The organism is Pseudomonas proteolytica (assembly GCF_007858275.1).
GTDB lineage: Bacteria > Pseudomonadota > Gammaproteobacteria > Pseudomonadales > Pseudomonadaceae > Aquipseudomonas > Aquipseudomonas proteolytica.
On sequence record NZ_VFEV01000062.1, the window covers coordinates 1 to 23,911 of the forward strand.

Sequence of the window (23,911 nt, forward strand, 5' to 3'; positions counted from 1 at the left end):
CTGGGCTGCGAAGCAGCCCCAATAAGCCGAATGCGTTGTACCAGATACACCGCAGCGGCTGGTTTTGGGGCTGCTTCGCAGCCCAGCGCGGGCGATGCGGCGTTCCGACAAGCCCGCTCGCCACAGGGGAGTTCGTCAGTTTCTGAAAGTTGTGTAGATACCGATGCGGCGATGGGGCCAGGAGATCGACGCAGGCTTATGGCCCGACGAGGTTTTCCAGTTCTTCGGCGCGGGTCTGGGTCATGTCCAGTACACAGCCAGAGCCATTGACCTGGTCAATACTGCCGCCGGTCGCGGAGCCGGCGAAGGCGCAATTGGCATCGCGGTACTTGATCCACAGGCGCTGCACATCTTGCAATTGTTGCTTGCGCGGGCCTTGCTGGGCCTGCAGCGCGGTTTTGTAGGCGCTGTTCAGGCGCTTGTCCTGGACCTTGGTTTCCTGGGCGTTGCAGCCGACCATCGCGGCTGTGGTGTTGGCGCTGTCCATGCATTTTTGCAGGGCAGGGCTGCTGTCGGCGGCCATCGTGGTGCCGGACGAGGCCAGCAGTAATGCGCTGATGGCGAGGGTTCTACGGTTCATGACGGCATTCCTGAAGATGATTCGGTGTGCAACTTGAGACCGGGCACGGGCAGTCGAGTTTCCCTTACCCCCTGAAGCGCGCATGTAAGAACTATCCCCTGATTTTCATCCTGGGTCTGCGGGCATGTCCCAAAGCGACAGCGCTTATCTGTGGGCGAAAATTACTTTCATAAAGTTTGAAAACGCTCCTCGGTAATGATTTATGAGTTTCACAACCAATTCGACGTGACCCTTTCCGAGGAGTACCGCATGGCCACATCACCTGGCGTCTGGCTGTTGGCATACGCTGCCATCGCCATCATTGCATTGATCGTGCTGATTGCACGTTACCGGCTCAACCCGTTTATCGTCATCACCCTGGTGTCCATCGGCCTGGCGCTGCTGGCCGGGATGCCGGCGGATACGATCATGGGCTCTTATGAAGCGGGTGTCGGCAAGACCCTGGGGCATATCGCGCTGGTGGTGGCCCTGGGCACCATGCTCGGCAAGATGATGGCCGAATCCGGCGGCGCCGAGCAGGTGGCGCGAACCCTGATCAACCGCTTTGGCGAACGCAATGCCCATTGGGCCATGGTGTGCATTGCCTTCCTGGTGGGGCTGCCGCTGTTTTTCGAAGTCGGTTTTGTATTGCTGGTGCCGATTGCATTTACCGTGGCCCGGCGCGTGGGGGTGTCGATCCTGATGGTCGGCCTGCCGATGGTCGCCGGTCTGTCGGTGGTGCATGCGCTGGTGCCGCCGCACCCGGCGGCGATGATGGCGGTACTGGCGTATAACGCCTCCGTCGGGCAAACCGTGTTGTACGCGATTTTTATCGGCATCCCTACCGCGATCATCGCCGGGCCGGTGTACGCCAAGTTCATCGTGCCGCGCATTCACTTGCCTGCCGAGAACCCACTGGAGCGCCAGTTCATCGAGCGCGAACCACGCACCCGCCTGCCAAGTTTCGGCCTGACCATGGGTACCATCCTGTTGCCGGTGGTGCTGATGATGATCGGCGGGTGGGCCAACCTGATCTCCACGCCCGGCAGCGGCTTCAACCAGTTCCTGTTGTTTATCGGCAACTCGGTGATCGCCTTGTTGGTGGCGACCCTGGTCAGCTTCTGGACCCTGGGCCTGGCCCAGGGCTTCAACCGCGAGTCGATCCTCAAGTTCACCAACGAATGCCTGGCGCCGACCGCCAGCATCACCTTGCTGGTGGGCGCGGGCGGCGGTTTGAACCGGATCCTGGTGGACGCCGGCGTGACCCACGAGATCCTCGGCATGGCCAATGCCTTCAACCTGTCGCCGCTGGTGATGGGCTGGTTGTTCGCCGCGCTGATGCGCATTGCCACCGGCTCGGCCACTGTGGCCATGACCACCGCGTCCGGCGTTGTTGCGCCTGTGGCCCTGGGCCTGGGTTATCCACACCCGGAATTGCTGGTGCTGGCGACCGGTGCCGGCTCGGTGATTTTTTCCCACGTCAATGACGGCGGCTTCTGGCTGATCAAGGAATACTTCAATATGACGGTAATCCAGACCTTCAAGACCTGGACCGTGCTGGAGACTTTGATTTCGGTGGTCGCCTTCGGTCTGACCTACGGCCTGTCTCTTGTTTTATGAGCCTGATCCTGTAACCCGGAGACCCCATGGACATCCTCTACCAGATCCGCGCCCGCCAGGATTCCTTCAGCGCTGGCGAAGGGCGAATCGCCCGGCTGATGCTTGATGATGTGGGCTTCGCCGCATCCGCCAGCCTGGAAGAGTTGTCCCTGCGGGCCGAGGTCAGCACCGCCACCTTGTCGCGCTTTGCCCGCAGTGTCGGTTGCCGGGACCTGCGCGACCTGCGCCTGCAACTGGCCCAGGCCAGCGGCGTGGGCAGTCGTTTCCTCGACCCGGCGGGGTTGCCCGAGCAGTCGGCGTTTCATCGGCAGATCCTCGGTGATATCGAAGCGACCCTGCGCCAGCATCTGTCGGGCTTCAACCAGGCCGCCTTTGCCGATGCGGTGCACCTGCTGGGCAAGGCGCGGATGATCCACGCGTTTGGCATGGGCGGCCCGTCGAGCCTGTGCAGCGAAGAATTGCAGGTGCGCCTGGTACGTCTGGGCTACCCGATTGCCGCGTGCCGCGACCCGGTGATGATGCGGGTCACGGCCGCCACATTGAGTGCCGATCACGCATTGATTGTCTGCTCCCTGACCGGCCTCACGCCCGAACTGCTGGGCGTGGTGGGGCTGGCGCGCAACTATGGGGCACGGGTCGTCGCCATCACCCTGGCCGATTCACCGCTGGCGCAGTTGGCCGATGTACTGCTGCCGCTGCAACCGGCCGAAACCAGTTTTATCTACAAACCCACTGCGGCGCGCTACGGAATGCTGCTGGCCATTGACGTGCTTGCCACTGAGCTGGCGCTGGCCAGGCCGGACGACAACCAGGAACGCCTGCGCCGGATCAAGCTGGCCCTGGACGACTATCGCGGTGGCCCTGACAGCCTGCCGCTTGGAGATTGAGATGAAGTACCACACGTTGATCCGCCAGGCGCTGATCATTGATGGCAGCAACACGCCGGGGTATATCGCTGACGTGGGCCTGCGCGACGGGCGTATCGAGACGATCGGCGACTTGGCGGGCGCCCAGGGCGAGCATGAGATCGAGGCGAGTGGCCGCGTATTGGCGCCGGGATTTATCGACGTGCACACCCACGACGACACCGTGGTGATCCGCCAGCCGCAGATGTTGCCCAAGCTCAGCCAGGGCGTGACTACGGTGATTGTCGGCAACTGTGGCATCAGCGCCTCGCCGGTCAGCCTGCGCGGTGATCCGCCGGATCCGATGAACCTGCTGGGCAAGGCCGAGGCGTTTGTCTATCCGCGGTTTACCGATTACCGCGCCGCCGTGGAAGACGCCGAGCCGGCGCTCAACGTCGCCGCATTGGTCGGCCATACGGCATTGCGCAGCAACCATATGGACGACCTGCAGCGCAGCGCCACACCGACCGAAATCGCGTTGATGCGCGTGCAATTGCACGAGAGCCTTGAAGCCGGCGCCCTGGGCTTATCCACAGGCCTGGCCTACGCTAGCGCGTTCAACGCCGACACCGACGAAGTGCTGCAACTGAGTGAAGAACTGACCGCGTTTGGCGCGGTATACACCACCCATTTGCGCAGTGAATTCGAACCGGTGCTGGAGGCCATGGACGAGGCGTTCCTGATCGGCCGCCACGCCAAGGCGCCGGTGATCATCTCCCACCTCAAGTGCGCCGGCGCGGGCAACTGGGGGCGCAGTCCGCAATTGCTGGCGTCCCTGGAACAGGCCGCCAAGACCCATCCGGTGGGCTGCGATTGTTACCCCTATGCCGCCAGCTCCTCGACCCTGGACCTCAAGCAAGTGACCGATGCCTTTCGTATCACCATCACCTGGTCGACACCGCACCCGGAAATGGGCGGACAGGATCTGCAGGCTATCGCAGGCACGTGGGGGGTATCGCTGATGGATGCCGCGCGGCGCCTGCAACCGGCCGGCGCGGTGTATTACGGAATGGACGAGAGCGATGTGCAACGGATCCTCGCCCATCCCCTGTCGATGGTGGGTTCAGATGGCCTGCCGGAAGACCCGTTCCCTCATCCGCGCTTGTGGGGCGCCTTCCCACGGGTGCTCGGGCATTTCAGCCGCGACCTGGGCCTGTTTCCGCTGCACACCGCAGTACACAAAATGACCGGACTGTCGGCCGCACGGTTTGGCCTGGCCGGGCGCGGTGCAATCCGCGAAGGGTACTGGGCCGACCTGGTGCTGTTCGACCCGGTGCGGGTGCGCGATGTGGCCGACTTCAAGGACCCGCAACGGGCTGCCGAAGGGATAGATGGGGTGTGGATCAATGGCGTGCTGAGCTACCGCGACGGACAGGCGAATGGTCAGCGGGCGGGGCGCTTCCTGGCGCGCAGCGGTGATTTGCGTGGGGGGTTCTGATTTGATTGCGTAGTTTGAAGCGCGCTCGCCACAGGTGGGGTGTTTGCCTATAGTGGCTGCTTCAAAACAGGGAGCCGTCGCCATGCAGTTAGGAACAGTCACCCCCATCTTGCGGACCTTCGACGAGGCCAAGACTGAGGAGTTTTATATCGGTTTCCTTGGCTTCAAGGTCGATTGGCAGCACCGCTTTGAAGATAATTTCCCGTTGTATCTGCAAGTGTCGTTCGGTGCCTGTGTACTGCACCTGTCCGAGCACCATGGTGATGCCTCACCGGGCGCCGCAGTGCGGATCCAGGCCGCGGGCCTGGACGCTTACCAGCAGCAATTGCAGGCCAAGGACTATCGCTTTGCCAAGCCGCAAATCGAAGAAACACCCTGGGGCACGCGGGAGATGAGCATCAAGGATCCATTTGGCAATCGGCTGGTATTTGTCGAGGAAGGCCAGGCCTGATCGACAAATGGCAGGCAATAAAAAACCGCCTTTGCAGGGCGGTTTTTTATTGCAATCCCAGTTAGTGGCTGGGGTTGCTATCTCAAAAGGCGCAATCGACTCGCCGGGATATTAGCGCTGTTCATATCGGCCTGCAAGATTGAGCGATGATCGGTGCTGACGGTTTCTGGAGCTTTTTTCGCGTCAATTCCAGCTGCAAAAGGCTGCAATAAATCTCCCGTCCAACACTGGATATTTGACCACTGTTGGTCACACCTTCGACCCAAATGTTGGTTAGGATCTCCTCCGTTCTGCGTTTGTCGCTTTTGAGTGAGTCGGGTGCGCGCGCGAATTCTGGACCGGCCGCCACGGGCTAGTAATCCGTGCCGGATTCATGCGGAAGGACCATTAGCCCGGCCACCTCAAGAGGCGCGATCGACTAGCGTCCAAAGGCTCACGTGTTCCGGTAAGTGCGCTGGAGGTAAGGCCCAACTTCAGGAGGGCCGAGTATGTCCAAGTTTGCACGACGTACGTGGGACCTCGTAGTGAATTGCCTGCGTGTTTATCACGTCTGGAAATTCCTGCGAGACAGCTTCGATGACCGTTAAGGCCTGAGAAGCGCAGCCGCCCCGGTTTTGGCCGGGGCGGCTTTTTGTTTACACCCGGAAATGGCTGACCATCTGCTGCAACTGGCTGCCCAAGCGTGCCAACTCGACACTGGACTTGGCGGTCTCGTCGCTGGCGGTAGCAGTCTGCTCCGACACATCGCGCACATTGACGATGCTGCGGCTGATTTCTTCGGCCACGGCGCTTTGCTGTTCGGCGGCGGCGGCGATCTGCTGGTTCATCGACTGGATGTTCGACACCGTGCGGGTGATGTTCTCCAGGGAGACGCCAGCCTTGCGGGTCAATTCGACGCTGCTGTCGGTCAGGCTGCGGCTGTTGTTCATCACATTGGCCACTTGCTGGGTACCGTTCTGCAAGCCGGCGACCAGGCCTTCGATCTCCTCGGTGGATTTCTGCGTGCGCTGGGCCAGCCCACGGACCTCGTCGGCCACCACGGCAAACCCACGCCCGGCTTCACCGGCACGGGCAGCTTCGATGGCGGCGTTGAGCGCCAGCAAGTTGGTCTGTTCGGCCACGGCCTTGATCACGTCCATCACGCTGCCGATCTTGTTGCTCTCTTGTTGCAGGTGCGCCATGGCGTCGGTGGAGCGCGCCACTTCATCGGCCAGGCGTTCGATCTGAGCGATGGCTTCGGCCACCACCTTGTCGCCTTCACGGGCCTGGCCATCGGCGGCGGAGGCGGCCTGGGACGCTTGTTCGGCGTTGCGCGCGACTTCCTGCACGGTGGCTGTCATCTCATGCATGGCCGTCGCCACTTGATCGGTCTCGATCTTCTGGCTGTTGACCCCGGCGCTGGTCTGTTCGGTCACGGCCGACAATTCTTCGGCGGCGCTGGCGATCTGGGTGACGCCGTCGCGAATACCGGAAATCAGCTCGCGCAAGGTAGTGCCCATGCGCTGGATACCTTGTTGCAGCACGCCCAGTTCGTCACGGCGGGTTACCTGGATGTTGTGGCTCAGGTCGCCGGACGCGATGCGCTCGACCACGGCCAGGGTTTCCTGCAGTGGGCGGGTGATCTGCCGGGTGATGAGCAGCGCGGCGATAATCCCCACCAACAGGGCCAGCACGGTGCTGATCAATTGCAGGCTGCGGGCCTGGGCGCTTTCTGCATCGCGGCGTTGCAGTTGGATGTCATACAGCGCTTCGCTGCGCGACACGATATCGGCGCCTTGCACGGTCATTTCCTGGCGGGCGAGGACGATATTGGCATTGGCTGCCTTGTAGGCCTGCACCGCGCTGCGGTAGGCGCCGAAGGCGTTTTCCAGGGCGCTCAGTTCGGTTTGCTGGGATTGACCGAATACGTCCTTCAAGCCCTTGAGGCCATTGATCGCCGACTCGATTTGCGCGGCTGCGCGGGCTTCGGTTTGCGGGTTGACGTTGCCGGTATAGCCGCGCACTTCATAGCGGGCGATCTGGAACTCTTCCTTGGCGTGGTTGATCGCTTCGTACTGGGCGAAGCGCTCGCTGCTTTCGGGCATCTGGCGCACGCTGCGGTCCAGGGCGTCAATCACCAGGCCTGCGGCGTCGGCACGTTCACCCATGGTTTGGCGCGCTGCGTTACCGTTGCGGTAGGCCTCGCGCATTTTGTTCAGCGACTGCCGGTAGGCGGTGATGGTGTCTTTCTGCTCGTTGAGCAGCTTGAGGTTCTCCGGGCTTTTGAAGCTGTTGATCAGCTGTTGTTGCTGCGCGGCAAAACTGTCCAGGCTGGCCTGGACATTCTGTGCCACTTCCTCGTCGCCGTTGGCCAGCATGTATTGCAGGCGCACGATGCGCAGCTTGGTCAGCGAAGCGTTGAGCTGGGTGATGTCGCTCATCCAGTTGCTGCGGTCGATCAGGTTGCCCAGGCTGGTCCAGCCCGTGAGCGCGAGGATCGAGGTGAGCACCAGCACCAGGCCGAAGCCCAGGCCCAGTTTCAAGTTGACGCTGATGTTGCCAAACCATGTATTCATCGAATTCCTCCAGGAACAGATTGCGTGTACATCAGTTGCTGGAAGGTCGCCCAGCCGATGGATAGACAGGGGATATCGGCAGCCAGGGCGAGAGCTGAAACGGTTTTTTAATGAATGTGGGATTGGCGGATGAGCGGTATGCAAGAGCCGGCTTGCCGGCTCCTGCGGGGGGGCTTTATCCGTTGGGGAGGGTGGTCAGGATCAGGCACGACGCCGCATCCCGGCTCAGGTGCAGACGGTTGTGAGCAATGCGCGGATGCCGGGCCTGGCCCTCGGCCTCGCCGCTGTTGGGGTTGACGTCGAAGCGCGGGAAGTTGCTACTGGATATGTCCAGGCGCAGGCGATGACCTTGTTTGAACAGGTTGCAGGTGGCGAATGGTTCGATAGTCAGCTTCACCCGCTCACCGGGTGCCAGCGGTTTGGGCTGCTCCCAATCGTCGCGATAACGGCAGCGGCGGATGCCGTCTGTGATGTTCATCGCAAAGCCTTCCGGATACGCCGTGCTCGGCGGGTAGACATCCACCAGCTTGGCGGTGAAGTCAGTGTCTGGCGCGTCGCTGTCGATCCACAGTTCGATCTGCACGGGACCGGCGACGACCAAGTCTTCGGCCAGGGGCGCGGTCTGGAAACTCAGCACATCGTCGCGCTCGGACAAGGGGCGATTGTCGCCCCGGCTGCCAAAAAAGTCGGCGCGCTCGCGCTGGTCGAAGGCGCCGCCGACAAAAATCGGTGCGCCGGACGTCAATGCCCCTCCCACGGTCGGCACCGGGTTGGCCGGGTCGGCGTAGTAACCCAAGACGGACTCTTCGGCACTGGGCGCAACCTCGGTCAGTTGCCGTTGCGCATCCAGATACAAGGTCAGTGACTGGGTGCCGGGCAGCGGCCATTGCTCGCCCTGCAGCCAACGGCCGCCATGCTGCAGGCGGCCGTTTTCATCCGGCGTGCCGCTGCCGCCGCCCATCAAGAACACCTTCACGCCTGCCTGCGGCGGTGGCGTCCCGGGCTTGAGGGACTGCTCGAACCATTGCAGGCGGCAACTCAACCAATCCTGCGCCACCTGGCCGTCAAAGGCCGCCTGGGCACCGAACTCGACATCACCGCTGTGGCTGATATTGCGGTCGCCGTGCAGCCACGGGCCCATGATCAATTGCTGCGGTGCGCTGCGGTCTCGGTTGAAGGCGGTGTAGTTGGCCAGGGTCGAGCTGACATAAGCGTCGTACCAACTGGACATGAACAGCACTGGGATATCCGGTAAGTCACCGTAATGACCTTCGGCATAAATCCCCGACTTCTGCCAGTAGGGGCCGAAACTGCCCTGGGCCCACTGCTCCAGCAGATAGGCTTCGTACTCGGGCACATGGCGCAATGGCGATCGGCCCGCCTGCCAGGGCATACGGCGGAACCACTCGTGGATATCTTCGTCTTCCAGCGCCTGGCGCACCTGCGGGTCGGCCAGCGCGGCCGGGCTTTCCTTGGCCTGGCGAACCGCCCAGGTGGCCTGCTTGAGTTCAAACGCGCCACCCTGGCGAATCCCGCATTGGTAGGCATTGGCGAAGCCGCCGCTGTCGAGCACCATGCTGCCCAGGCCCGGCGGATGCAGGCAGGCCATCGCCAGCTGGGTGTGCGCCGCGTAGGACAGGCCCATGCTGCCGATCTTGCCGTTGCACCATGGCTGGCGGACGATCCAGGCCAGGGTGTCGAAACCGTCTTCGCCCTCGGCAGTGTATTTGGTGAACACCCCTTCGGAGGCGTAGCGGCCGCGACAATCCTGGAAGATCGCGACAAAGCCCCGGGCGGTAAAACGAGCGGCCATTTGCTCGCGGGAAATGTGCTGGCCGTCGAGCTGTTTTTCCGAGCGCGACGGTTTGCACTTGTCATAGGGCGTACGTTCGATCACCACCGGATACGGGCCTTCGCCGCCTGCCGGCAGGTAGATGTCGGTGGCCAGGTGGATGCCGTCGCGCATGGCGATCATCTGGTTGTGCAGGGTTTGCATAGGTAAAACACTCATCGACTCAATATCCGGTTTGCACTGCAATGGCCAACAGCACCATCGCCAGCACCGCATAGATCAGGAACAGCGGCAGGATATAGCGCGCCCATTGGCCCCAGCCGACGTTGGCGGTGGCCAGCAGTACCAGCAGGCCGCTGGAGGTGGGGGTGATCATGTTGGTCAGGCCGTTGCCCATCAAAAAGGCAAAGACGGTGGTTTGTGGGCTGACCCCGGACAACTGGCCCAGCGGCCCGAAGATCGGCATGGTCACGGCCGCCTGGCCGGAGGTGGAGGGGATCAGCACGTCCAGCCCCAATTGCGCGAAGAACATGCCGTAGGCCGACACCACTGGCCCATGGTCGCCCACCAGGTTGGCCAGGTTGTTGACGATGGTGTCCAGTACCTGGCCGGTGCTGAGGATGATTTCCACGGCGGTCGCCAGGCCGATCAGGACGCCAGCGATCAGGACCTTTTTCATGCCGTCGACAAAAGCACTGGCGGCGGTGCTGGCGGCCAGGCCGGCGATCAGCGCGAAGGCCACGGTCAGCAGCAGGTAGAACGCCGACAGCTCATGGTATTTCCAGCCCCAGCGGTTCGAGGCATAAACCAGAAAACCAATCCCGCCACCCAGCACCAGCAGGTTCAGCAGATGACGCACGGGCAGGGGTTTACTCTCGAAGGTGATCTGCGCGCTGGCATCAAACCCGTGCTTGCGAATGCTCCACAACACAAACGCGATGCCCACCAGCAGGAAGGTGCAATAGGCCGCGACGCGCATGCTCAAGCCGCTGAAAATCGGCAGGCCGACCATTGGCTGGGCCACCGACAAGGCCACGGGATTGGAGATGGACGCCAGGTAACCGATCTTCACCGAGATGGTGACGATGGCCAGGCCAATCAGGTTCGACAGCCCGAGGCGATTGGCCATGGCTACCATTAACGGCACGATCAGGATGAATTCCTTGGCCAGTCCCATAAAGGTACTGCCGGCGGAAAATACCAGCATCAGGCTCGGTACCAACACGTAGATATTGCCCCGGGTCAGCCCCAGCAGGCGCTCCAGCCCGGCATCGATCACCCCGGCCTTGTTCAGCACGCCGAACATGCCGCCGATGAACAGCACCATGAAAATCAGCGCCGCACGCTTTTCGATGCCTTGGGGAATGGCCATGAAACCTTCTACCAGCGACACCGGGCGGGCCGTTGTATCGCCCGCCTTGCGGGGTTCCAGGGAGAACAACTGGCTGAAGGAATCCTGCTTTTCCAACACCTGGTACGAGCCGGGTACCACCAGGCCATTCTGGCGCTGGAACTTGCCGGCGTTGACCGCATAGGTGAAAGCCACGGCGAGCAGGACGATGCTCAGCAGAATGATTGCCGGGTTGATTTGCTTGCGTTGCACGGGTTTGTCTGCGACCGCCTCGGTGGGCGGTGGGGTACGGAGGATCTGCGGTTCGGTCATGCTGGCGGCCCCGGCGCGGCCCCCGTCTGAGCGGGGTACGTGCGCTGTTATTGTTGTGGGTAGTGACGCTTGGTTGGGCGGACACTAGGGCAAAGTTTTGCCGGCCACAACGTTATGCGTGGGGCGGGTTGGGGTATGCGTTTTTGTTGTGGTGGGCAGGGTTGCTTTGTTGTGCAGATGTGGCTTTTGTGGCGAGGGGGCTTGTCCCCCGCTGGGTGGCGAAGCCGCCCCAAAACCTACCGCCTCGGTCTATCTGAAGGAAGTCGGGGGGCCTACTGGGGTGGCTTCGCCACCCAGCGGGGGACAAGCCCCCTCGCCACAACAAGCCGGCTCATCACAACAGGCACTCTGGGGGGCTACGTGCTCAGATTCAGTCGCTGTTTAAGGTGATCGGCAAAGGCCGTTACCAGCTGTGAGCGTGGCTCGTCGGCACGGAAGGCCAGGCCAAATTCGTAGGGCAGCGCCGGGCGGAACGGGCGGCTGACAATCGGCAGATGCATGAAGTGGCTGGCCAGCAAACCATTGACGATCGACACCCCCAACCCTTCGGCGACAAAGCTGCACGCGGCGCCCACCGAGTGTACTTCGACCCGCACTTGCGGTGTCAGGTTGGCAGCGCGGAACATCTGGTTCAGTTCGGTACGCACTGCCCGCTGTCGGCCCAGCATCACCAGCGGCACATTGCGCAGATGCTGTACCTCGATGAAGTCGTGGCGACTCAATGGGTGGTCGACCGGCATCACGCACACGCCTTCGGTGTGCAGCACCGGCTCGACATCGAAGTCGGGCATCTCGGTGGGCAGGCGCACAAAGCCCAGGTCGGCGGAGCGGTCCAGTACGGCACGTTCGATCATGTCGTAGGAGCCGGTCAGCAGTTCGACCACGATGTCTTCATGGTCCTTGAGAAAGTCCGCGACAATACGCGGCAACAATTCCTGGGTCATGCTGGTGGGTACGCCGACCTTGAGCAGGCTTTTGCGTGAGCGACCTACGCGCATTTCATCGGCCAGGCGCTGGATTCGTTGCATGCCGTCCACCAATCCTGCGACTTCGGTGAGCAATTCCTCGGCCTCTGGCGTGGCCATCAAGCGGCCCTTTTTGCGCAGGAACAGCGCAAAACCCAGGGCGTCCTCCAACTGGCTCAACAGGCGGCTGACCGCAGATTGCGACAAGCCCATGCGCGTGGCTGCGCCGATGGTCGAGCCGGTGGACATGATCGCCTTGAAGGCTTCGAGTTGCTTGAGGTTCACCGTGGGTTTCCTGTCGAAGGGCGGCTTTGCGCATAGCGTCATGCGCTTCTCGCATAACGTTGTGGGGCGTTCGGCAAGCCGTTAGTGTCCGCCCCAATGTGACCTGGCGTCCAGCCTGGCACACGGAGCAACTGCCCATAAAAATCGACAATACGGCATTGAGGAAACACTGATGCGTGAGCTTTTCACGAAGGGCGGCGTCGTCACCGCAGGCTTACTGGCGAGTGTGTCGCCGGCGCTGATGGCCCAGGGTTTCTGGGAGGACTCCCATGGCAAATTGACCCTGCGCAATTACTATTTCAACGACGGTTATCGCGACGGTGGCGAGGACCGCAAGGAGTGGGCGCAAGGCTTTTTGCTCAACCTGCAATCGGGCTACACCGAAGGCACCGTAGGATTTGGCCTGGACGCCCTGGGGCTGTCGGGGATCAAGCTCGACTCCAGCCGCACCCATGCCGGTACCGGCTTGTTGCCGGTCCACGATGACGGGCGCGCCGCCAATGAATTCTCAAGCCTGGGCGTGACCGCAAAAATGCGCATCGGCGCTACCGTGCTGAAAACGGGCACGTTGCTGCCGAAGATCCCGGTGCTGGTACACAACGACGGTCGCTTGCTGCCGCAGACGTTTCGCGGCACGCAGATCGAATACACCGGCATCCGCAACCTGTACCTGCACAGTGGGCACCTGGACCAATTCAAGCTGCGTAACTCCACCGACAGCGTGGATATTTATCCACAGGGCTACAGCGGCAAAAAGGGCACTGACTTCGATTTCGCCGGTGCCACCTATGCTTTCACTCCTACTCTCAGTGGCACTTGGTACTACGGCGAAATGCGCGAATTCTATCGCCAACAATTCCTTGGGCTGGTGCATAAGCAGCCGTTGGGGCCGGGCAGCCTGACCAGCGACCTGCGCTACTTCATCAGCAACGAAGCGGGCGAGGCGCGTAACGGCGAGGTCGATAGCGACATGTTCAGCGGCCTGTTCACTTACCGCCTGGGTCGGCAGGCATTGGGCGTGGGCTACCAGAAAGTCAGCGGCGACACCGCGCTGCCCTATGCCAGCGTGTCGACGGTGTACTCGTTCAGCAACGCCGGGGTCGGCAAGTTCATCCAGGCTGGTGAGCAAACCTGGATGCTGCGCTATGACTACGACTTCGCCGCGGTGCTGCCGGGCTTGAGTTTCATGAGCCGTTACTACAAGGGCCAGAACGGCGACTTCAAGGGCCGTGAAGCTCGCGAGTGGGAGTCCGATACCAACCTGCGCTACGTGATCCAGGACAGCACCTTCAAAGGCCTGGGCGTGGAGTTGCGCAAGGCCACTTACCGTTCTACCTATGCCAGTGACCGTGATAACTACCGGGTTTATCTCACGTACGACCTGGCGCTCTGGTAGGCCTTACTGTTCGACAAAGGAGTAGGGGCGACTGCCCACGGTGATCTGCTTGAGGGCGGTGACCGGGATGGTCAGTTGCTCGATACGGTCCAGCAACGCCAGGTTGCCTGGCCTGGCATCCAGATAGGTACGCAGTTGTGCCTCTGTGTGCAGGATCGGCAAGTTGCTCTGGGTGTAAAACACGGTGGCGCCGGCCACGCGCTCGTTGGGCTGGTACAGCACCACCGTGTGGCCTTGGGCTTGTAATGCCTGGATTTGGCGGGTCAGGGGGACGAAGGATTCACGCCGGTCGGCCTTTGGCGCATACCAGATAGCGGCGCCCAGGTAGCAGGCAATCACCACGCTAAACACGCCACTGATCAATCCACGACGATAGGCCGGCAGGCGGCTGAGCAGGACCGCGCCATACTCGGCCGCGAGGACCGCTGCCGCCGGTGTCAGGGCCATCAGATACACAATGCGTTTGCTCGACGCGAAGGTCAGCAGGGTAAATTGCGCCACCAGCCACAGGCTGAAAAACAGCAGGTAACGATTGCTCGCCAGGCTTTTGCGAAAGTGCCACAGGCCCAGGTACACCAGAATGTTCCATGGCAAAAAGGCTTCGGGCAATTTGGCGAGGTAGTAGTAGATGGGCTCGTAATGCCCGGCTTCGACGAAGGAACCGCTGAAACGTCCGACACTGTTGGTCCACAACACCTCACCGACCGCCTGCATGCCACCCCGTTGATAAAGAAAGCCCAGCCAGATCAACAGCGGCACCAGCGCAAGCAAAGTGAAGGCCCCCGGTTTTAGCCATTGGCCGAGCTGCAAGCGTTTGTCCATCAGGCTGGTGCAAGCCAGATAGGCAAAAATCACAATCCCCGGCATCGCCAGCCCCAGCACGCCTTTGCTCAAGGTGGCAATCGCCATCCCCAAGGTAAACAGCAGCCAACTGCTGACGTTGGCGCGGTGTTGGGACTCGGGACGCGTGGCTTGGTAGAACGCCAGCAGGGCCAGGGTCACGCCGAGGCTGAGCAGCGCATCTTCACCCACGCCGCGCACGTTGCTCCAGTAGCTGGCCATGGTCGCCAGCACCAGCGCTGCGCAAAACGCCAGGGACGTGGGCCGCCCGAACCGGCGCAGCATGCCGTACAGCAGCATCACGCTGAACAACCCGGAAAACGCCGAGGCCAGCCGTACCGCGCCGGTGCTGGCGCCAAACAGGCGAATCGCCCCGGCATCCAGCCACAGGCTCAGGGGTGGTTTTTCCAGGAATGGCTCACCGAACAGGCGCGGCACCACCCAGTCATTGTCCAGGTGCATGGCCATGGCAATCCCGGCCACCCGGGCTTCGGTGGAGCCTTGTAACTCGTGGTTGCCCAGGGCAACGAAGAACAGCAAACCGGCAAGCAGCAGCAACAGCGGGGCAGGGCGTGTCATGGGTGGGTTACCGGATGCGAGGGGGCAGCGTTGGAGTATACGAAGGCAATCCTTAACCAATTGTGAACGTACATCCGGTTGTGGATTGGCCTGCCCGCTGGCCTGGAGGTGGTCGGTTTGCCGCCGCCTCGGGAACCTACCATTGCCAGGGCCCGATCCACTCCGGAACGGGTTCCCCTACAGGAGAATGCGATGAGTAACGATCCACAGGCAATCGTGGTCAGAGCCGTGCAAGCCGAGGACTATGAGCAGTGGCTGCAACTGTGGCTGGCCTACCAGGATTTTTATCAAGTGTCCCTGGATGAGACCACGACCCGCACCGCCTTCAGCCGCTTGCTCGATGCCAATCAAGCCATGGCCTGCGCGGTAGCGGTGCAGGGCGATGAGCTGGTGGGGCTGGTGCACGCGCTGTTGCATCGTTCGACCTGGGCGGTGGCTGACTTTTGCTACCTCGAAGACCTGTACGTGGCTCCCACGGTACGCGGTGGCGGTACCGGCAAGTTGCTGATCGAATGGGTCCAGCGCTATGCGCAGTATCACGGCTGTGCACGTCTGTACTGGCATACCCAGCAGACCAATAAACGCGCGCAAAAACTCTACAACTGGATCGCCGAAGACTCGGGTTGCATCGAGTACCGGATGGCCCTGTAAAGCCCGCCCGCTCAGCTCGCCGATATTGGTCGTGGACATATCGGCGGCTTCGCACAAAGATGCATGGTTTTTTAGCCCTTGGCCAAGTCAATGACCCACAACCTGGAACTGGACACGCTGAAGATCCGTCTGACGGACCCCAAGCTGGCCTCGCTGGATTTGCGGGTGCGGGTGCAACGCGTGCTGCGCCAATTGATCCTCGAGGGCGTCCTCGCACCAGGCAGCCGCTTGCCTGCGACCCGCACACTGTGCAAGTCACTGGGCATTTCCCGGGATACCGTAGAAATGGCCTATGTCCAACTGCAACTGGACGGTTACCTGAGCCGGCGCGAAGGCTCGGGCAGTTTCGTCTCCGAGAAGATCGGGCCGAGCCTGCGGGGTGCGCGCAAGCGCCAGCCGCTGGTGCCGAACCAGGCCCCGGCGCTGAGTGCCAGGGGCGCGCAGATCCTCGCCAGCGGTGGCGTCAGCGACCAGCAAGTGGTCAAGGCGTTTGCCACGGGGCTGCCGGAAACGCGCACCTTCCCCGTGGGCATCTGGGAGCGCCTGCACCGCCAGGCATTGAAGGACTACCGCCCGAACCTGCTGTTGCACGGCGACCCGCAAGGTGCTGAACCCCTGCGCCAGGCCATCGCCGACTACCTGAACCTGGAACGCGGTGCACGGGTCACGCCGGATCAGGTGCTGGTGCTGTCCAGTACGCGTCAGGCCCTGTACTTGTGCGCGCAGGTGCTGGTCGACAGCGGCCAGCCGATCCTGATGGAAGACCCCGGTTACTTCGGCGCCCGCAAGGCGTTTGAAATGGCCCAGCTCAAGGTGGTACCGGTGGCGGTGGACGCCAAAGGCCTGTGCATCGACGCCTTGCGCGCCGACCGCAGCGGCGCCAATGCGGTCTATGTCACGCCGTCCCATCAATACCCCACAGGCGCGACCCTGGCGTTGGAACGGCGCCTGGACCTGATCGCCTGGGCCGAGCAACGCCAAGGCTGGATCATCGAGGACGACTACGACAGCCAGTTTCATTACGAAGGCTTGCCGACCGCCTGTGTGCAGGGCCTGGACAACTACCAGCGCACGCTCTACCTCGGCACCTTCAGTAAGTCGCTGTACCCCGGCTTGCGCATGGGCTTTATGGTGCTGCCCCGGGAGTTGGTCAAACCCATGACCTACGCCCGCAGCATCCTCGACGGCCACACCCCGCAAATCGCCCAGTTGACCCTGGCGCGCTTCATGAACGATGGGCATTTCGGCAGCCATATACGCGCGATGCGCAAAATCTACGGCGAGCGCCGGGATGCGATGGCCGAAGCGGTTGAGCGTCACTTGAGCCATGTGGTCACCGCCAGCTTGCCGCCCGGGGGCTTGCAGTTACCGTGTGTGTTGCATGAGGGGTGGTCGGAGCTGGAGACCATTCGCCAGGCGGCGCGGGTGGGTATCCAATTGCCAGGCCTGACTCGGCTCTACGCCCAGCCGCCGGCGAGGGGCGGTTGGCTGCTGGGGTTCTCGGCGCTGACGCCCGGTGAAATCGACGGCGCCAGCCGGCAGTTGGCCAAGGCGCTCAAGGGTGGTCTGGTGCAAGGTGGCGAAGTGGACTGAAAGGACGGTCCGGTGCTTGTTAGCCTTTGCGGCCTTAACAAAAGGAATGCGCCATGAACCGACCCGCCCCACGCCTGCGCCTCGCCGATTACCTGTCACCGAGCATCAGTGCGCTGATTTCCGTCATCGTCAATTACGCCGGCACTTTTGTCCTGGTGTTCCAGGCCGCGCACCTGGCGCAGTTGAGTGCGGCGCAAACGGCTTCATGGGTGTGGTCGGTGAGTATCGGCGTGGGCGTGACCGGTGCGTGGTTGAGCTACCGCTACCGCGAGCCGATCATCACGGCGTGGTCGACGCCGGGTGTGGCTTTTCTGGCGACGGTCATGCCGTTTACTCCCTATGCCGAGGTGATTGGCGCCTATGTGATGTGCGCCATCGGCTTTATCGTGCTGGGCCTGAGCGGTGCGTTTGAGCGCTTGGTGCGGCTGATCCCCGGTGGCATTGCCGCGGGTTTGCTGGCGGGGATTCTCCTGCAGTTTGGCGTGGCGGCGTTTGGTGGGGCCAGTGCAGACCCGCTGTTGGTGATCGTGTTGGTGGTGGCCTACGCGGTGCTGCGCCGCTTTACCTCACGTTATGCGATGGTCGGGATTCTGTTGATTGGCCTGGGGCTGCTGCTCGCCCAGCAGCGGCTCGACTTGCACAGCCTTGAGCTGCAACTGGCGGCACCGGTGTTTGAAATGCCGCATTTTTCCATCGCGGCGTTTTTTGGCGTGGCCTTGCCGTTGTTCGTAATCACCCTGACCGGGCAATACATCCCCGGCATGCTGGTGCTGCGCAACGACGGGTTCAAGACCAGCGCCAATCCGATCATCACCGTCACGGGCCTGGGCTCTTTGCTGATGGCGCCGTTCGGAGCTCATGCGTTCAACGTCGCGGCAATCACGGCGGCGATCTGCACCGGGCGCGATACCCATCAGGACCCGTCCAAACGCTACATCGCGGGGTTGGTGTGTGGGGCGTTGTATATCCTCGTCGGGGTGTTTGGCGTGACGTTGGCGACCTTGTTCATGGTCCTGCCGCGCGCATTCATCACCACCTTGGCGGGCCTGGCGCTGCTCGGCGCCATTGGTTCAAGCCTGGCCAATGCAATGGCCGATACCCGCACCCGGGAAACGGCGTTGATCACCTTTTTGGCGACGGCGGCCAATGTCACGTTACTGGGGATTGGCGGCGCGTTCTGGGGGCTGGTGGCGGGGTTGCTGGTGTATGGGGTGATTCATGGTGGGCGCCGGGCGCTGGCCTAGCCCCATAAACCCCAGCAGATAGGGCTTTTGTGGCGAGCGGGCTTGCCCCGCGTTGGGCTGCGAAGCAGCCCCAATAAACCGAATGCGCCGTAACAGACACACCGCGGAGGCTGGTTTTGGGGCCGCTTCGCAGCCCAACGCGGGGCAAGCCCGCTCGCCACAGGGGACTTTTGTCAGAGCAGGTGCCCTTGTTGCACGACGATCCCCATTGGGCCGCTGAGTTTTTCGACCCGTATTTCACCGCCCTCCCTGAGCGCGCCGGGATGGCAAACCCTAACGTTCTTCGCCACCTCTTGATCGTAGACCGTTGCACCTGTGCAACTGCGTTTGCCGTGGGCGGCATATTCGTAGGTGGCGACATAGCTGGCGGGGAGGGTGCTCGACCAGTAAGTCAGATAGGACAACACCACCACGCCCAGCAGCAACGACAGGACACACGTGCCGCCCGCGACCTTCAGCCAGTGGAGCGGGGTGTATTTGAGGCGAGGGTTCCTGCGCCACACCATCAACGCAAACCCCGCCACGGCCAACGCGGTCGAGCTCACTTGGTAGATCTTTACGGTCAGCGCATTGAAGTACACCACCAGGTCGATATGGAACAGCCAGTTCACAATCGTGACCGCAAAAAGTAGCAGAGCAGTGCCGACGAGCAGCTGCGAGAGGATAGGTTTTTTACTCAATTCAAATGGCTTCCCTGCATAAAAACGGTGTGCAAGCGGGGTCCATCGTCCCCTAGCTTGCCTTTTGGTCAGATAAAACAGCGGGGAGTATAAACTGCTACTTGTCTCTAATGAGAAGTATTATCATGCACGCCTCCCGTTAGCGTCAGTCTGGAATTACCTCCATGGCCTCATCCTCTTCCACCCACCGCGCTGTGGGTGAACTCTACGCCCAGCACCACGGCTGGGTGGTGCAGTTGCTGCGGCGCAAGCTAGGCGGGCAGGAGCAGGCGCTGGACCTGGCACAGGATACCTTCGTGCGCATTCTCAGCAGTGGGCCATTGCCGTCGCTGCGTGAACCACGGGCCTATCTGAACACGGTGGCCAGCCGTTTGTGCGGCCAGTATTTTCGCCGGCAGGCCCTGGAGCGTGCGTACGAACAATCCCTGGCGATCCTTGAGCCGGAACACGCGCCATCCCCGGAAACCCGCTTGCTGGTGCTTGAAGCGCTGGATGCGGTAGGGCAGGTGTTGGACGGGCTGGGGAGCCGGGTGCGGGAGATTTTCCTGCTGTCGCAGTTGGACGGCCTGACTTATCCACAGATCGCCGAGCAACTGGGCCTGACCGTGAATGTTGTGCAAAAGGCCATGCTCAAGGCCTATCGGCATTGCTACCTGGCGGTGTACCAGGCATGACGCTGTTCCAGCCCGCCGACGATCAGTTGTTGGATGAATACGTGCTGGATCAGGCACTGATGTGGATGGTCACCCTGCAATCGGGTGTCAGTGGCGCGGCCGAGCAGCGGGCATGTGCCGCCTGGCGCAATGCCAACCCCCAGCATGAACTGGCCTGGCAGCGCTTGACCGGCTTGAGCCGCGACCTGCGCAGCAGCACCAGCGCGTTGCCCGCCCCCAGTGCCCGGCAGTTGTTGCGGGCCCGCAGCCTGACGTCGCGGCGCACGTTGCTCAAGGGCTTCGCCGGCCTGGGGATTGCGGCGGCCATGGGGTTGAGCGTGCGTGAACGGGTACTGCTGCCCCAGTTGTTCAGTGACTATCGCACCACCACGGGCGAGCGGCGGCCAGTGCGGTTGGCCGGTGCCGGTGAAGTGCAACTCGATACCCAGACCGCCGTGGATGTACGCGGCCCGCAATTGACCCTGAACCAGGGGCGCCTGCTGTTGGCGACGGCGGCGGATACCTTCGTCGGCATCAAGACCGCCCATGTCTGGGTACGGCCGGCGGCGCTGTCGCGGCTGATCATCAGCGAGGATCTGTCGGGCCTGCGCGGGACCCTGGTGCAAGTGCTGGCGGGCAACGTATCGGTCGAACCGCAGCAAGGTGGCCGGGTGTCGATTCGCGCCGACCAGCAGTTGAGCTTCGACCGTCAGCAGAGCGGCCCGCTGCAACCCCTCTTGCCCGCCGCCGATGCCTGGACCCGTGGCCTGCTGATTGCCGAGCGCATGCCCCTGGCCCAGGTGATCGAGCAACTCAACCGCTACCGGCGCGGTGTGCTGCGCTGTGACCCGGCCGTCGCCGGCCTGCAAGTCTCGGGTTCGTTCTCCCTCGACCGGCCGGACGCCAGCCTCGACCTGCTGGCCAAGGTATTGCCGGTCCGCGTGCAGCGGGTCTTCGGCTACCTGGCGACAGTGGTCCCGGCCTAGTTCAAAAAAAATCCCATGGGGCCGGCAGTATTTGCCATCTCGTGCATCAAGACAGGGAAGACGCTGAATAAAAGCGCCCTCCAACCTTTCACCACAGGACAGTCTTTATGCACAGCCGCGTCACTCCGCTTGCCAGCGCCCTGCGCGCCATAATCGTCGGTTTAACCGTGGCAACGGCCAGCCACGCCGCCATGGCCGCCAACTCGCAGCCTGCCACCGAACAAGCCCCGCGCCAGTCCTACGACATTGCTGCCGGTAGCCTGGACCGTGTGCTGGGGGCTTTCGGCAATCAGGCAGGGGTGATGATCGCCATCGACTCGGCGCTGGCCAAGGGTGTGCAAAGCCAGGGCTTGCACGGCAGTTTTGCCGTAGCCGAGGGGCTTGAGCGCCTGCTGGCACCGCTGGGCATGCAGGCCGAGTACGAGCAGGGCAGTTATCGCGTGGTGGCGCGGGCCGCCGACGGGCAAGTGCAATTGCAGGCCACGCAGATCAGTGCCAACCAGTTGGGCTCGATCACCGAAGGCACTGGCTCCTACACCCCGGGCACGATTGCCACTGCCACGCGCATGGTGCTCACCCCACGGGAAACGCCGCAATCGATCTCGGTGGTCACGCGCCAGGTGATGGACGACTTCGGCCTCAATGCCATCGACGACGTGATGCGCCACACCCCCGGCATCACCGTGTCGACCTATGACACCGAACGTACCAACTACTATTCCCGTGGTTTTTCCATCGTCAACTTCCAGTACGACGGCATTCCCACCCTGCGCGACGCCCAGTACTCGGCGGGGCAGACCCTGACCGATATGGCCCTGTATGACCGCGTTGAAGTGCTCAAGGGCGCTACCGGCCTGTTGACCGGCGCGGGTGGCCCGGGCGGCACCATCAACCTGATTCGCAAGAAGCCCACTTCCGAGTTCAAGAGCAGCATCGAACTGGGCGCTGGCTCCTGGGATAACTACCGCTCGCAGATCGACGTCAGCGGCCCGTTGACCGAAACCGGCAACGTGCGCGGCCGGGCCGTGGCGGCCTACCAGGATAAAAAGTCATTCCTCGACCACTATTCGCGCAAGACCGGCGTCTACTACGGCATCCTCGAAGTCGACCTCGACCCCGACACCTTGCTGACCCTGGGCGCCGACTATCAGGACAGCGATCCCAAAGGCTCCAGCTGGACCGGTACGCGCACCATCTTCGATCCGGCCGGCAATAAGCTGGACCTGCCGCGCTCGTTCAACAACGGGCCGAAGTGGAGCAGTTGGGAGCAGTACAGCCGCACCCTGTTTGCCACCCTGGAGCACAACTTCGACAATGGTTGGGTCACCAAGGGCCAGTACAACCATCAGATCAATGGCTACGACGCGCCGTTGGGCTACATCTCCCAGGACACCCTGAGCGCCAGCTCGATCTTCGCGCGTAAATACACCGGCGAGACCACCAGTGACAGCCTCGATGTGTACGCATCCGGGCCCTTTGAACTGTTCGGTCGTGAGCACCAACTGGTGGTGGGCCAGTCGTTGTCCATCTCCAAATGGAAAGGCAAGGACTACGGCAGCGCGACTTATTTCGACAATTCCTACGACTTCTACCAGTGGCACGGCGAAGCCATCAAGCCGCTGTGGAACCAGCCGACCAAGATCAATGACGAAACCACGCGCCAGACCGGCAGCTACATCACCGGCCGTTTCAGCCTGATGGATGACCTGCACTTGCTGTTGGGGACGCGCATCGCCAACTACCAGGTCACCGGCACCAGCGACACCCAGGAAAGCGGCAAAGTCGTGCCTTACGCCGGTCTGACCTACGACCTCAACGACAACTTCACGGCCTACGCCAGCTACACCGAAATCTTCCAGCCGCAAACCCAATATCGCGACCGTACGCGCACCATGCTTGATCCTAACGAAGGCAAGAACTACGAACTGGGCCTCAAGGGCGAATTCTTCGACGGGCGCCTGAACGCCAGCCTGGCCTACTTCGAGGTCCATGAGGAGAATCGCCCGATTGCCGATACTGCCTACAACTCCCAGCCGGGCGTGGACTACTCCTACATCGGCACGAAAACCCAAACCAAGGGCTACGAAGCGGAAATCTCCGGTGAACTCAGCCCCGGCTGGCAGCTGCAGGCCGGCTACACCCACAAGATTGCCCGTGATGACGACAAGAAAAAGGTCGCCACCTGGGAGCCGGAAGATCAACTGAGCTTCTACACCAGCTACAAACTCCAAGGCCGCCTGGACAAACTCACCCTGGGTGGTGGCGCGCGTTGGCAGGCTGCTGGCTGGCAAAACGTCAACAACCCTGGCACGCGTCAGAGCGAGAAATTCACCCAGGACCCTTACTGGTTGGTGGACGTGATGGCTCGCTACCAATTGACGGAAAACCTGTCGGCCACGTTGAACGTCAACAACCTGTTCGACAAGGCGTACTACACCAACATCGGCTTCTACGACTCGGCGTATTACGGCGACCCACGCAATGTGATGGTGACCACGCGCTGGGATTTCTGACGGCCTGATCGTGGTGATAGGGCAGTGGAGGGAGCTGTAGTGGTGAGGGGGGCTTCTGTGGCGAGGGGGCTTGTCCCCCGTTGGGTTGCGCAGCAGCCCCAAACCCAGCCCCTAGGTCTCCCTGAAAAAACTCAGTGGCCTTGCTTGACTGGGGCTGCTGCGCAACCCAACGGGGGTGTAGCCCCCTCGCCACAAAAAGCCCCCTCTCCACAAGAGCCCGCGCACATCGCTTAAGCCATTTGGAACCTGCGATCAGCTCTGGGCTTGCTCCACCAACCAGTCGATCAGCGCCTTGAGGCGTTTTGGCAAGGTTTGGTGGGCGGGGTGCACCAGGTAGTAACCGTAGTTGACCGCCTGCCTGAACCCACCGAAGGGCAGCACCAACTCGCCGTCCTGCACGCGCTTGCGCACCAGTTTGTTGGCGCTGATTTAAAACTGACCCACCCTGCCGATTGAAAATTGACCCAGGACGGATTGCTGATTTTTGCCCCAGCAATTGTGGATAAGCTTAGCAGCAGTGTTCCGATTCAAGACCATCAAGCC

At 62.0% G+C, this 23,911-nt stretch carries 19 protein-coding genes and 1 pseudogene; 11 read left to right on the forward strand and 9 right to left on the reverse strand.

What is annotated here, in order from left to right:
* Nucleotides 1-196 precede the first annotated feature (196 nt).
* Nucleotides 197-580 carry a lysozyme inhibitor LprI family protein gene (locus tag FIV38_RS28445; RefSeq protein WP_092233276.1) on the reverse strand — a complete coding sequence of 128 codons (384 nt, stop codon included), beginning with the start codon at nt 578-580 and terminating at the stop codon, nt 197-199.
* A gap of 195 nt (nt 581-775) precedes the next feature.
* Between FIV38_RS28445 and FIV38_RS28450 the strand changes: the two genes are divergently transcribed.
* The 4 genes from FIV38_RS28450 to FIV38_RS28465 all read left to right on the forward strand — a co-directional run bounded on the left by FIV38_RS28450 (nt 776) and on the right by FIV38_RS28465 (nt 4,973).
* Nucleotides 776-2,179: a GntT/GntP/DsdX family permease gene (locus FIV38_RS28450; RefSeq protein ID WP_092233279.1), complete on the forward strand. Its 1,404-nt coding sequence runs from the start codon at nt 776-778 to the stop codon at nt 2,177-2,179.
* Between the two features lie 26 nt (nt 2,180-2,205).
* Nucleotides 2,206-3,066: a MurR/RpiR family transcriptional regulator gene (locus tag FIV38_RS28455; RefSeq protein ID WP_092233282.1), complete on the forward strand. Its 861-nt coding sequence runs from the start codon at nt 2,206-2,208 to the stop codon at nt 3,064-3,066.
* A 1-nt stretch (nt 3,067) separates the two neighbouring features.
* Nucleotides 3,068-4,522: an N-acyl-D-amino-acid deacylase family protein gene (locus FIV38_RS28460; protein WP_092233285.1), complete on the forward strand. Its 1,455-nt coding sequence runs from the start codon at nt 3,068-3,070 to the stop codon at nt 4,520-4,522.
* Between the two features lie 82 nt (nt 4,523-4,604).
* Nucleotides 4,605-4,973, forward strand: coding sequence for a glyoxalase superfamily protein (locus FIV38_RS28465; protein WP_029299885.1), 369 nt, complete (start codon nt 4,605-4,607; stop codon nt 4,971-4,973).
* A gap of 635 nt (nt 4,974-5,608) precedes the next feature.
* Here FIV38_RS28465 and FIV38_RS31075 read toward each other — a convergent pair.
* From FIV38_RS31075 to FIV38_RS28485, 5 genes and pseudogenes are all read right to left on the reverse strand, one after another.
* Nucleotides 5,609-6,472: a methyl-accepting chemotaxis protein gene (locus FIV38_RS31075; RefSeq protein ID WP_371923395.1), complete on the reverse strand. Its 864-nt coding sequence runs from the start codon at nt 6,470-6,472 to the stop codon at nt 5,609-5,611.
* 39 nt (nt 6,473-6,511) lie between these two features.
* Nucleotides 6,512-7,528 (reverse strand): annotated as a pseudogene (locus FIV38_RS31080) (methyl-accepting chemotaxis protein); the annotation flags it as partial.
* A gap of 175 nt (nt 7,529-7,703) precedes the next feature.
* Complete coding sequence (locus tag FIV38_RS28475; protein ID WP_092233291.1) at nt 7,704-9,524, reverse strand: CocE/NonD family hydrolase; 1,821 nt, start codon at nt 9,522-9,524, stop codon at nt 7,704-7,706.
* Between the two features lie 19 nt (nt 9,525-9,543).
* Nucleotides 9,544-10,983, reverse strand: a complete 1,440-nt coding sequence (locus tag FIV38_RS28480; protein WP_092233294.1) for a YfcC family protein — start codon at nt 10,981-10,983, stop codon at nt 9,544-9,546.
* A 356-nt stretch (nt 10,984-11,339) separates the two neighbouring features.
* On the reverse strand, nt 11,340-12,233 hold the full coding sequence (locus tag FIV38_RS28485) for a LysR family transcriptional regulator (RefSeq protein ID WP_092233297.1): 894 nt from the start codon (nt 12,231-12,233) through the stop codon (nt 11,340-11,342).
* Nucleotides 12,234-12,405: 172 nt separating this feature from the next.
* Between FIV38_RS28485 and FIV38_RS28490 the strand changes: the two genes are divergently transcribed.
* Nucleotides 12,406-13,629 carry an OprD family porin gene (locus tag FIV38_RS28490; protein WP_092233299.1) on the forward strand — a complete coding sequence of 408 codons (1,224 nt, stop codon included), beginning with the start codon at nt 12,406-12,408 and terminating at the stop codon, nt 13,627-13,629.
* 3 nt (nt 13,630-13,632) lie between these two features.
* Here FIV38_RS28490 and FIV38_RS28495 read toward each other — a convergent pair whose 3' ends face one another.
* Entirely contained in the window at nt 13,633-15,048 is a 1,416-nt protein-coding gene (locus tag FIV38_RS28495; RefSeq protein WP_092233302.1) for an ArnT family glycosyltransferase, read from the reverse strand.
* Nucleotides 15,049-15,240: 192 nt separating this feature from the next.
* Here FIV38_RS28495 and FIV38_RS28500 point away from each other — a divergent pair, with 192 nt between their 5' ends.
* From FIV38_RS28500 to FIV38_RS28510, 3 genes are all read left to right on the forward strand, one after another.
* Nucleotides 15,241-15,699, forward strand: a complete 459-nt coding sequence (locus FIV38_RS28500; RefSeq protein ID WP_092233305.1) for a GNAT family N-acetyltransferase — start codon at nt 15,241-15,243, stop codon at nt 15,697-15,699.
* Between the two features lie 90 nt (nt 15,700-15,789).
* Nucleotides 15,790-17,292, forward strand: a complete 1,503-nt coding sequence (pdxR, locus tag FIV38_RS28505; RefSeq protein ID WP_092233307.1) for a MocR-like pyridoxine biosynthesis transcription factor PdxR — start codon at nt 15,790-15,792, stop codon at nt 17,290-17,292.
* Nucleotides 17,293-17,345: 53 nt separating this feature from the next.
* Entirely contained in the window at nt 17,346-18,536 is a 1,191-nt protein-coding gene (locus FIV38_RS28510) for a benzoate/H(+) symporter BenE family transporter (protein WP_092233310.1), read from the forward strand.
* Nucleotides 18,537-18,709: 173 nt separating this feature from the next.
* On the opposite strand, the gene FIV38_RS28520 is transcribed toward FIV38_RS28510, so the two are convergent.
* Complete coding sequence (locus FIV38_RS28520; RefSeq protein ID WP_092233313.1) at nt 18,710-19,216, reverse strand: hypothetical protein; 507 nt, start codon at nt 19,214-19,216, stop codon at nt 18,710-18,712.
* A 164-nt stretch (nt 19,217-19,380) separates the two neighbouring features.
* Between FIV38_RS28520 and FIV38_RS28525 the strand changes: the two genes are divergently transcribed.
* From FIV38_RS28525 to FIV38_RS28535, 3 genes are all read left to right on the forward strand, one after another.
* Nucleotides 19,381-19,890, forward strand: coding sequence for a sigma-70 family RNA polymerase sigma factor (locus FIV38_RS28525; protein WP_092233316.1), 510 nt, complete (start codon nt 19,381-19,383; stop codon nt 19,888-19,890).
* Nucleotides 19,887-20,855, forward strand: coding sequence for a DUF4880 domain-containing protein (locus FIV38_RS28530; RefSeq protein WP_092233319.1), 969 nt, complete (start codon nt 19,887-19,889; stop codon nt 20,853-20,855). The genes FIV38_RS28525 and FIV38_RS28530 overlap by 4 nt, the downstream gene beginning before the upstream one ends.
* 107 nt (nt 20,856-20,962) lie before the next feature.
* Entirely contained in the window at nt 20,963-23,368 is a 2,406-nt protein-coding gene (locus FIV38_RS28535) for a TonB-dependent siderophore receptor (RefSeq protein WP_092233322.1), read from the forward strand.
* Nucleotides 23,369-23,620: 252 nt separating this feature from the next.
* Here the strand turns inward: FIV38_RS28535 and FIV38_RS28540 are convergent, their stop codons facing one another.
* Entirely contained in the window at nt 23,621-23,779 is a 159-nt protein-coding gene (locus FIV38_RS28540; protein ID WP_159439622.1) for a hypothetical protein, read from the reverse strand.
* Between the last annotated feature and the right edge of the window lie 132 nt (nt 23,780-23,911).

Bases quoted from the DNA above. Each gene is read 5' to 3' on its own strand.
- pdxR (WP_092233307.1), top strand. From the start codon at position 15,790: ATGACCCACAACCTGGAACTGGACACGCTGAAGATCCGTCTGACGGAC.
- FIV38_RS28530 (WP_092233319.1), top strand. From the start codon at position 19,887: ATGACGCTGTTCCAGCCCGCCGACGATCAGTTGTTGGATGAATACGTG.
- FIV38_RS31075 (WP_371923395.1), bottom strand. From the start codon at position 6,472: ATGGGCACTACCTTGCGCGAGCTGATTTCCGGTATTCGCGACGGCGTC.
- FIV38_RS28460 (WP_092233285.1), top strand. From the start codon at position 3,068: ATGAAGTACCACACGTTGATCCGCCAGGCGCTGATCATTGATGGCAGC.
- FIV38_RS28525 (WP_092233316.1), top strand. From the start codon at position 19,381: ATGGCCTCATCCTCTTCCACCCACCGCGCTGTGGGTGAACTCTACGCC.
- FIV38_RS28465 (WP_029299885.1), top strand. From the start codon at position 4,605: ATGCAGTTAGGAACAGTCACCCCCATCTTGCGGACCTTCGACGAGGCC.
- FIV38_RS28475 (WP_092233291.1), bottom strand. From the start codon at position 9,524: ATGCAAACCCTGCACAACCAGATGATCGCCATGCGCGACGGCATCCAC.
- FIV38_RS28535 (WP_092233322.1), top strand. From the start codon at position 20,963: ATGCACAGCCGCGTCACTCCGCTTGCCAGCGCCCTGCGCGCCATAATC.
- FIV38_RS28480 (WP_092233294.1), bottom strand. From the start codon at position 10,983: ATGACCGAACCGCAGATCCTCCGTACCCCACCGCCCACCGAGGCGGTC.
- FIV38_RS28500 (WP_092233305.1), top strand. From the start codon at position 15,241: ATGAGTAACGATCCACAGGCAATCGTGGTCAGAGCCGTGCAAGCCGAG.
- FIV38_RS28445 (WP_092233276.1), bottom strand. From the start codon at position 580: ATGAACCGTAGAACCCTCGCCATCAGCGCATTACTGCTGGCCTCGTCC.
- FIV38_RS28510 (WP_092233310.1), top strand. From the start codon at position 17,346: ATGAACCGACCCGCCCCACGCCTGCGCCTCGCCGATTACCTGTCACCG.
- FIV38_RS28495 (WP_092233302.1), bottom strand. From the start codon at position 15,048: ATGACACGCCCTGCCCCGCTGTTGCTGCTGCTTGCCGGTTTGCTGTTC.
- FIV38_RS28490 (WP_092233299.1), top strand. From the start codon at position 12,406: ATGCGTGAGCTTTTCACGAAGGGCGGCGTCGTCACCGCAGGCTTACTG.
- FIV38_RS28450 (WP_092233279.1), top strand. From the start codon at position 776: ATGATTTATGAGTTTCACAACCAATTCGACGTGACCCTTTCCGAGGAG.
- FIV38_RS28455 (WP_092233282.1), top strand. From the start codon at position 2,206: ATGGACATCCTCTACCAGATCCGCGCCCGCCAGGATTCCTTCAGCGCT.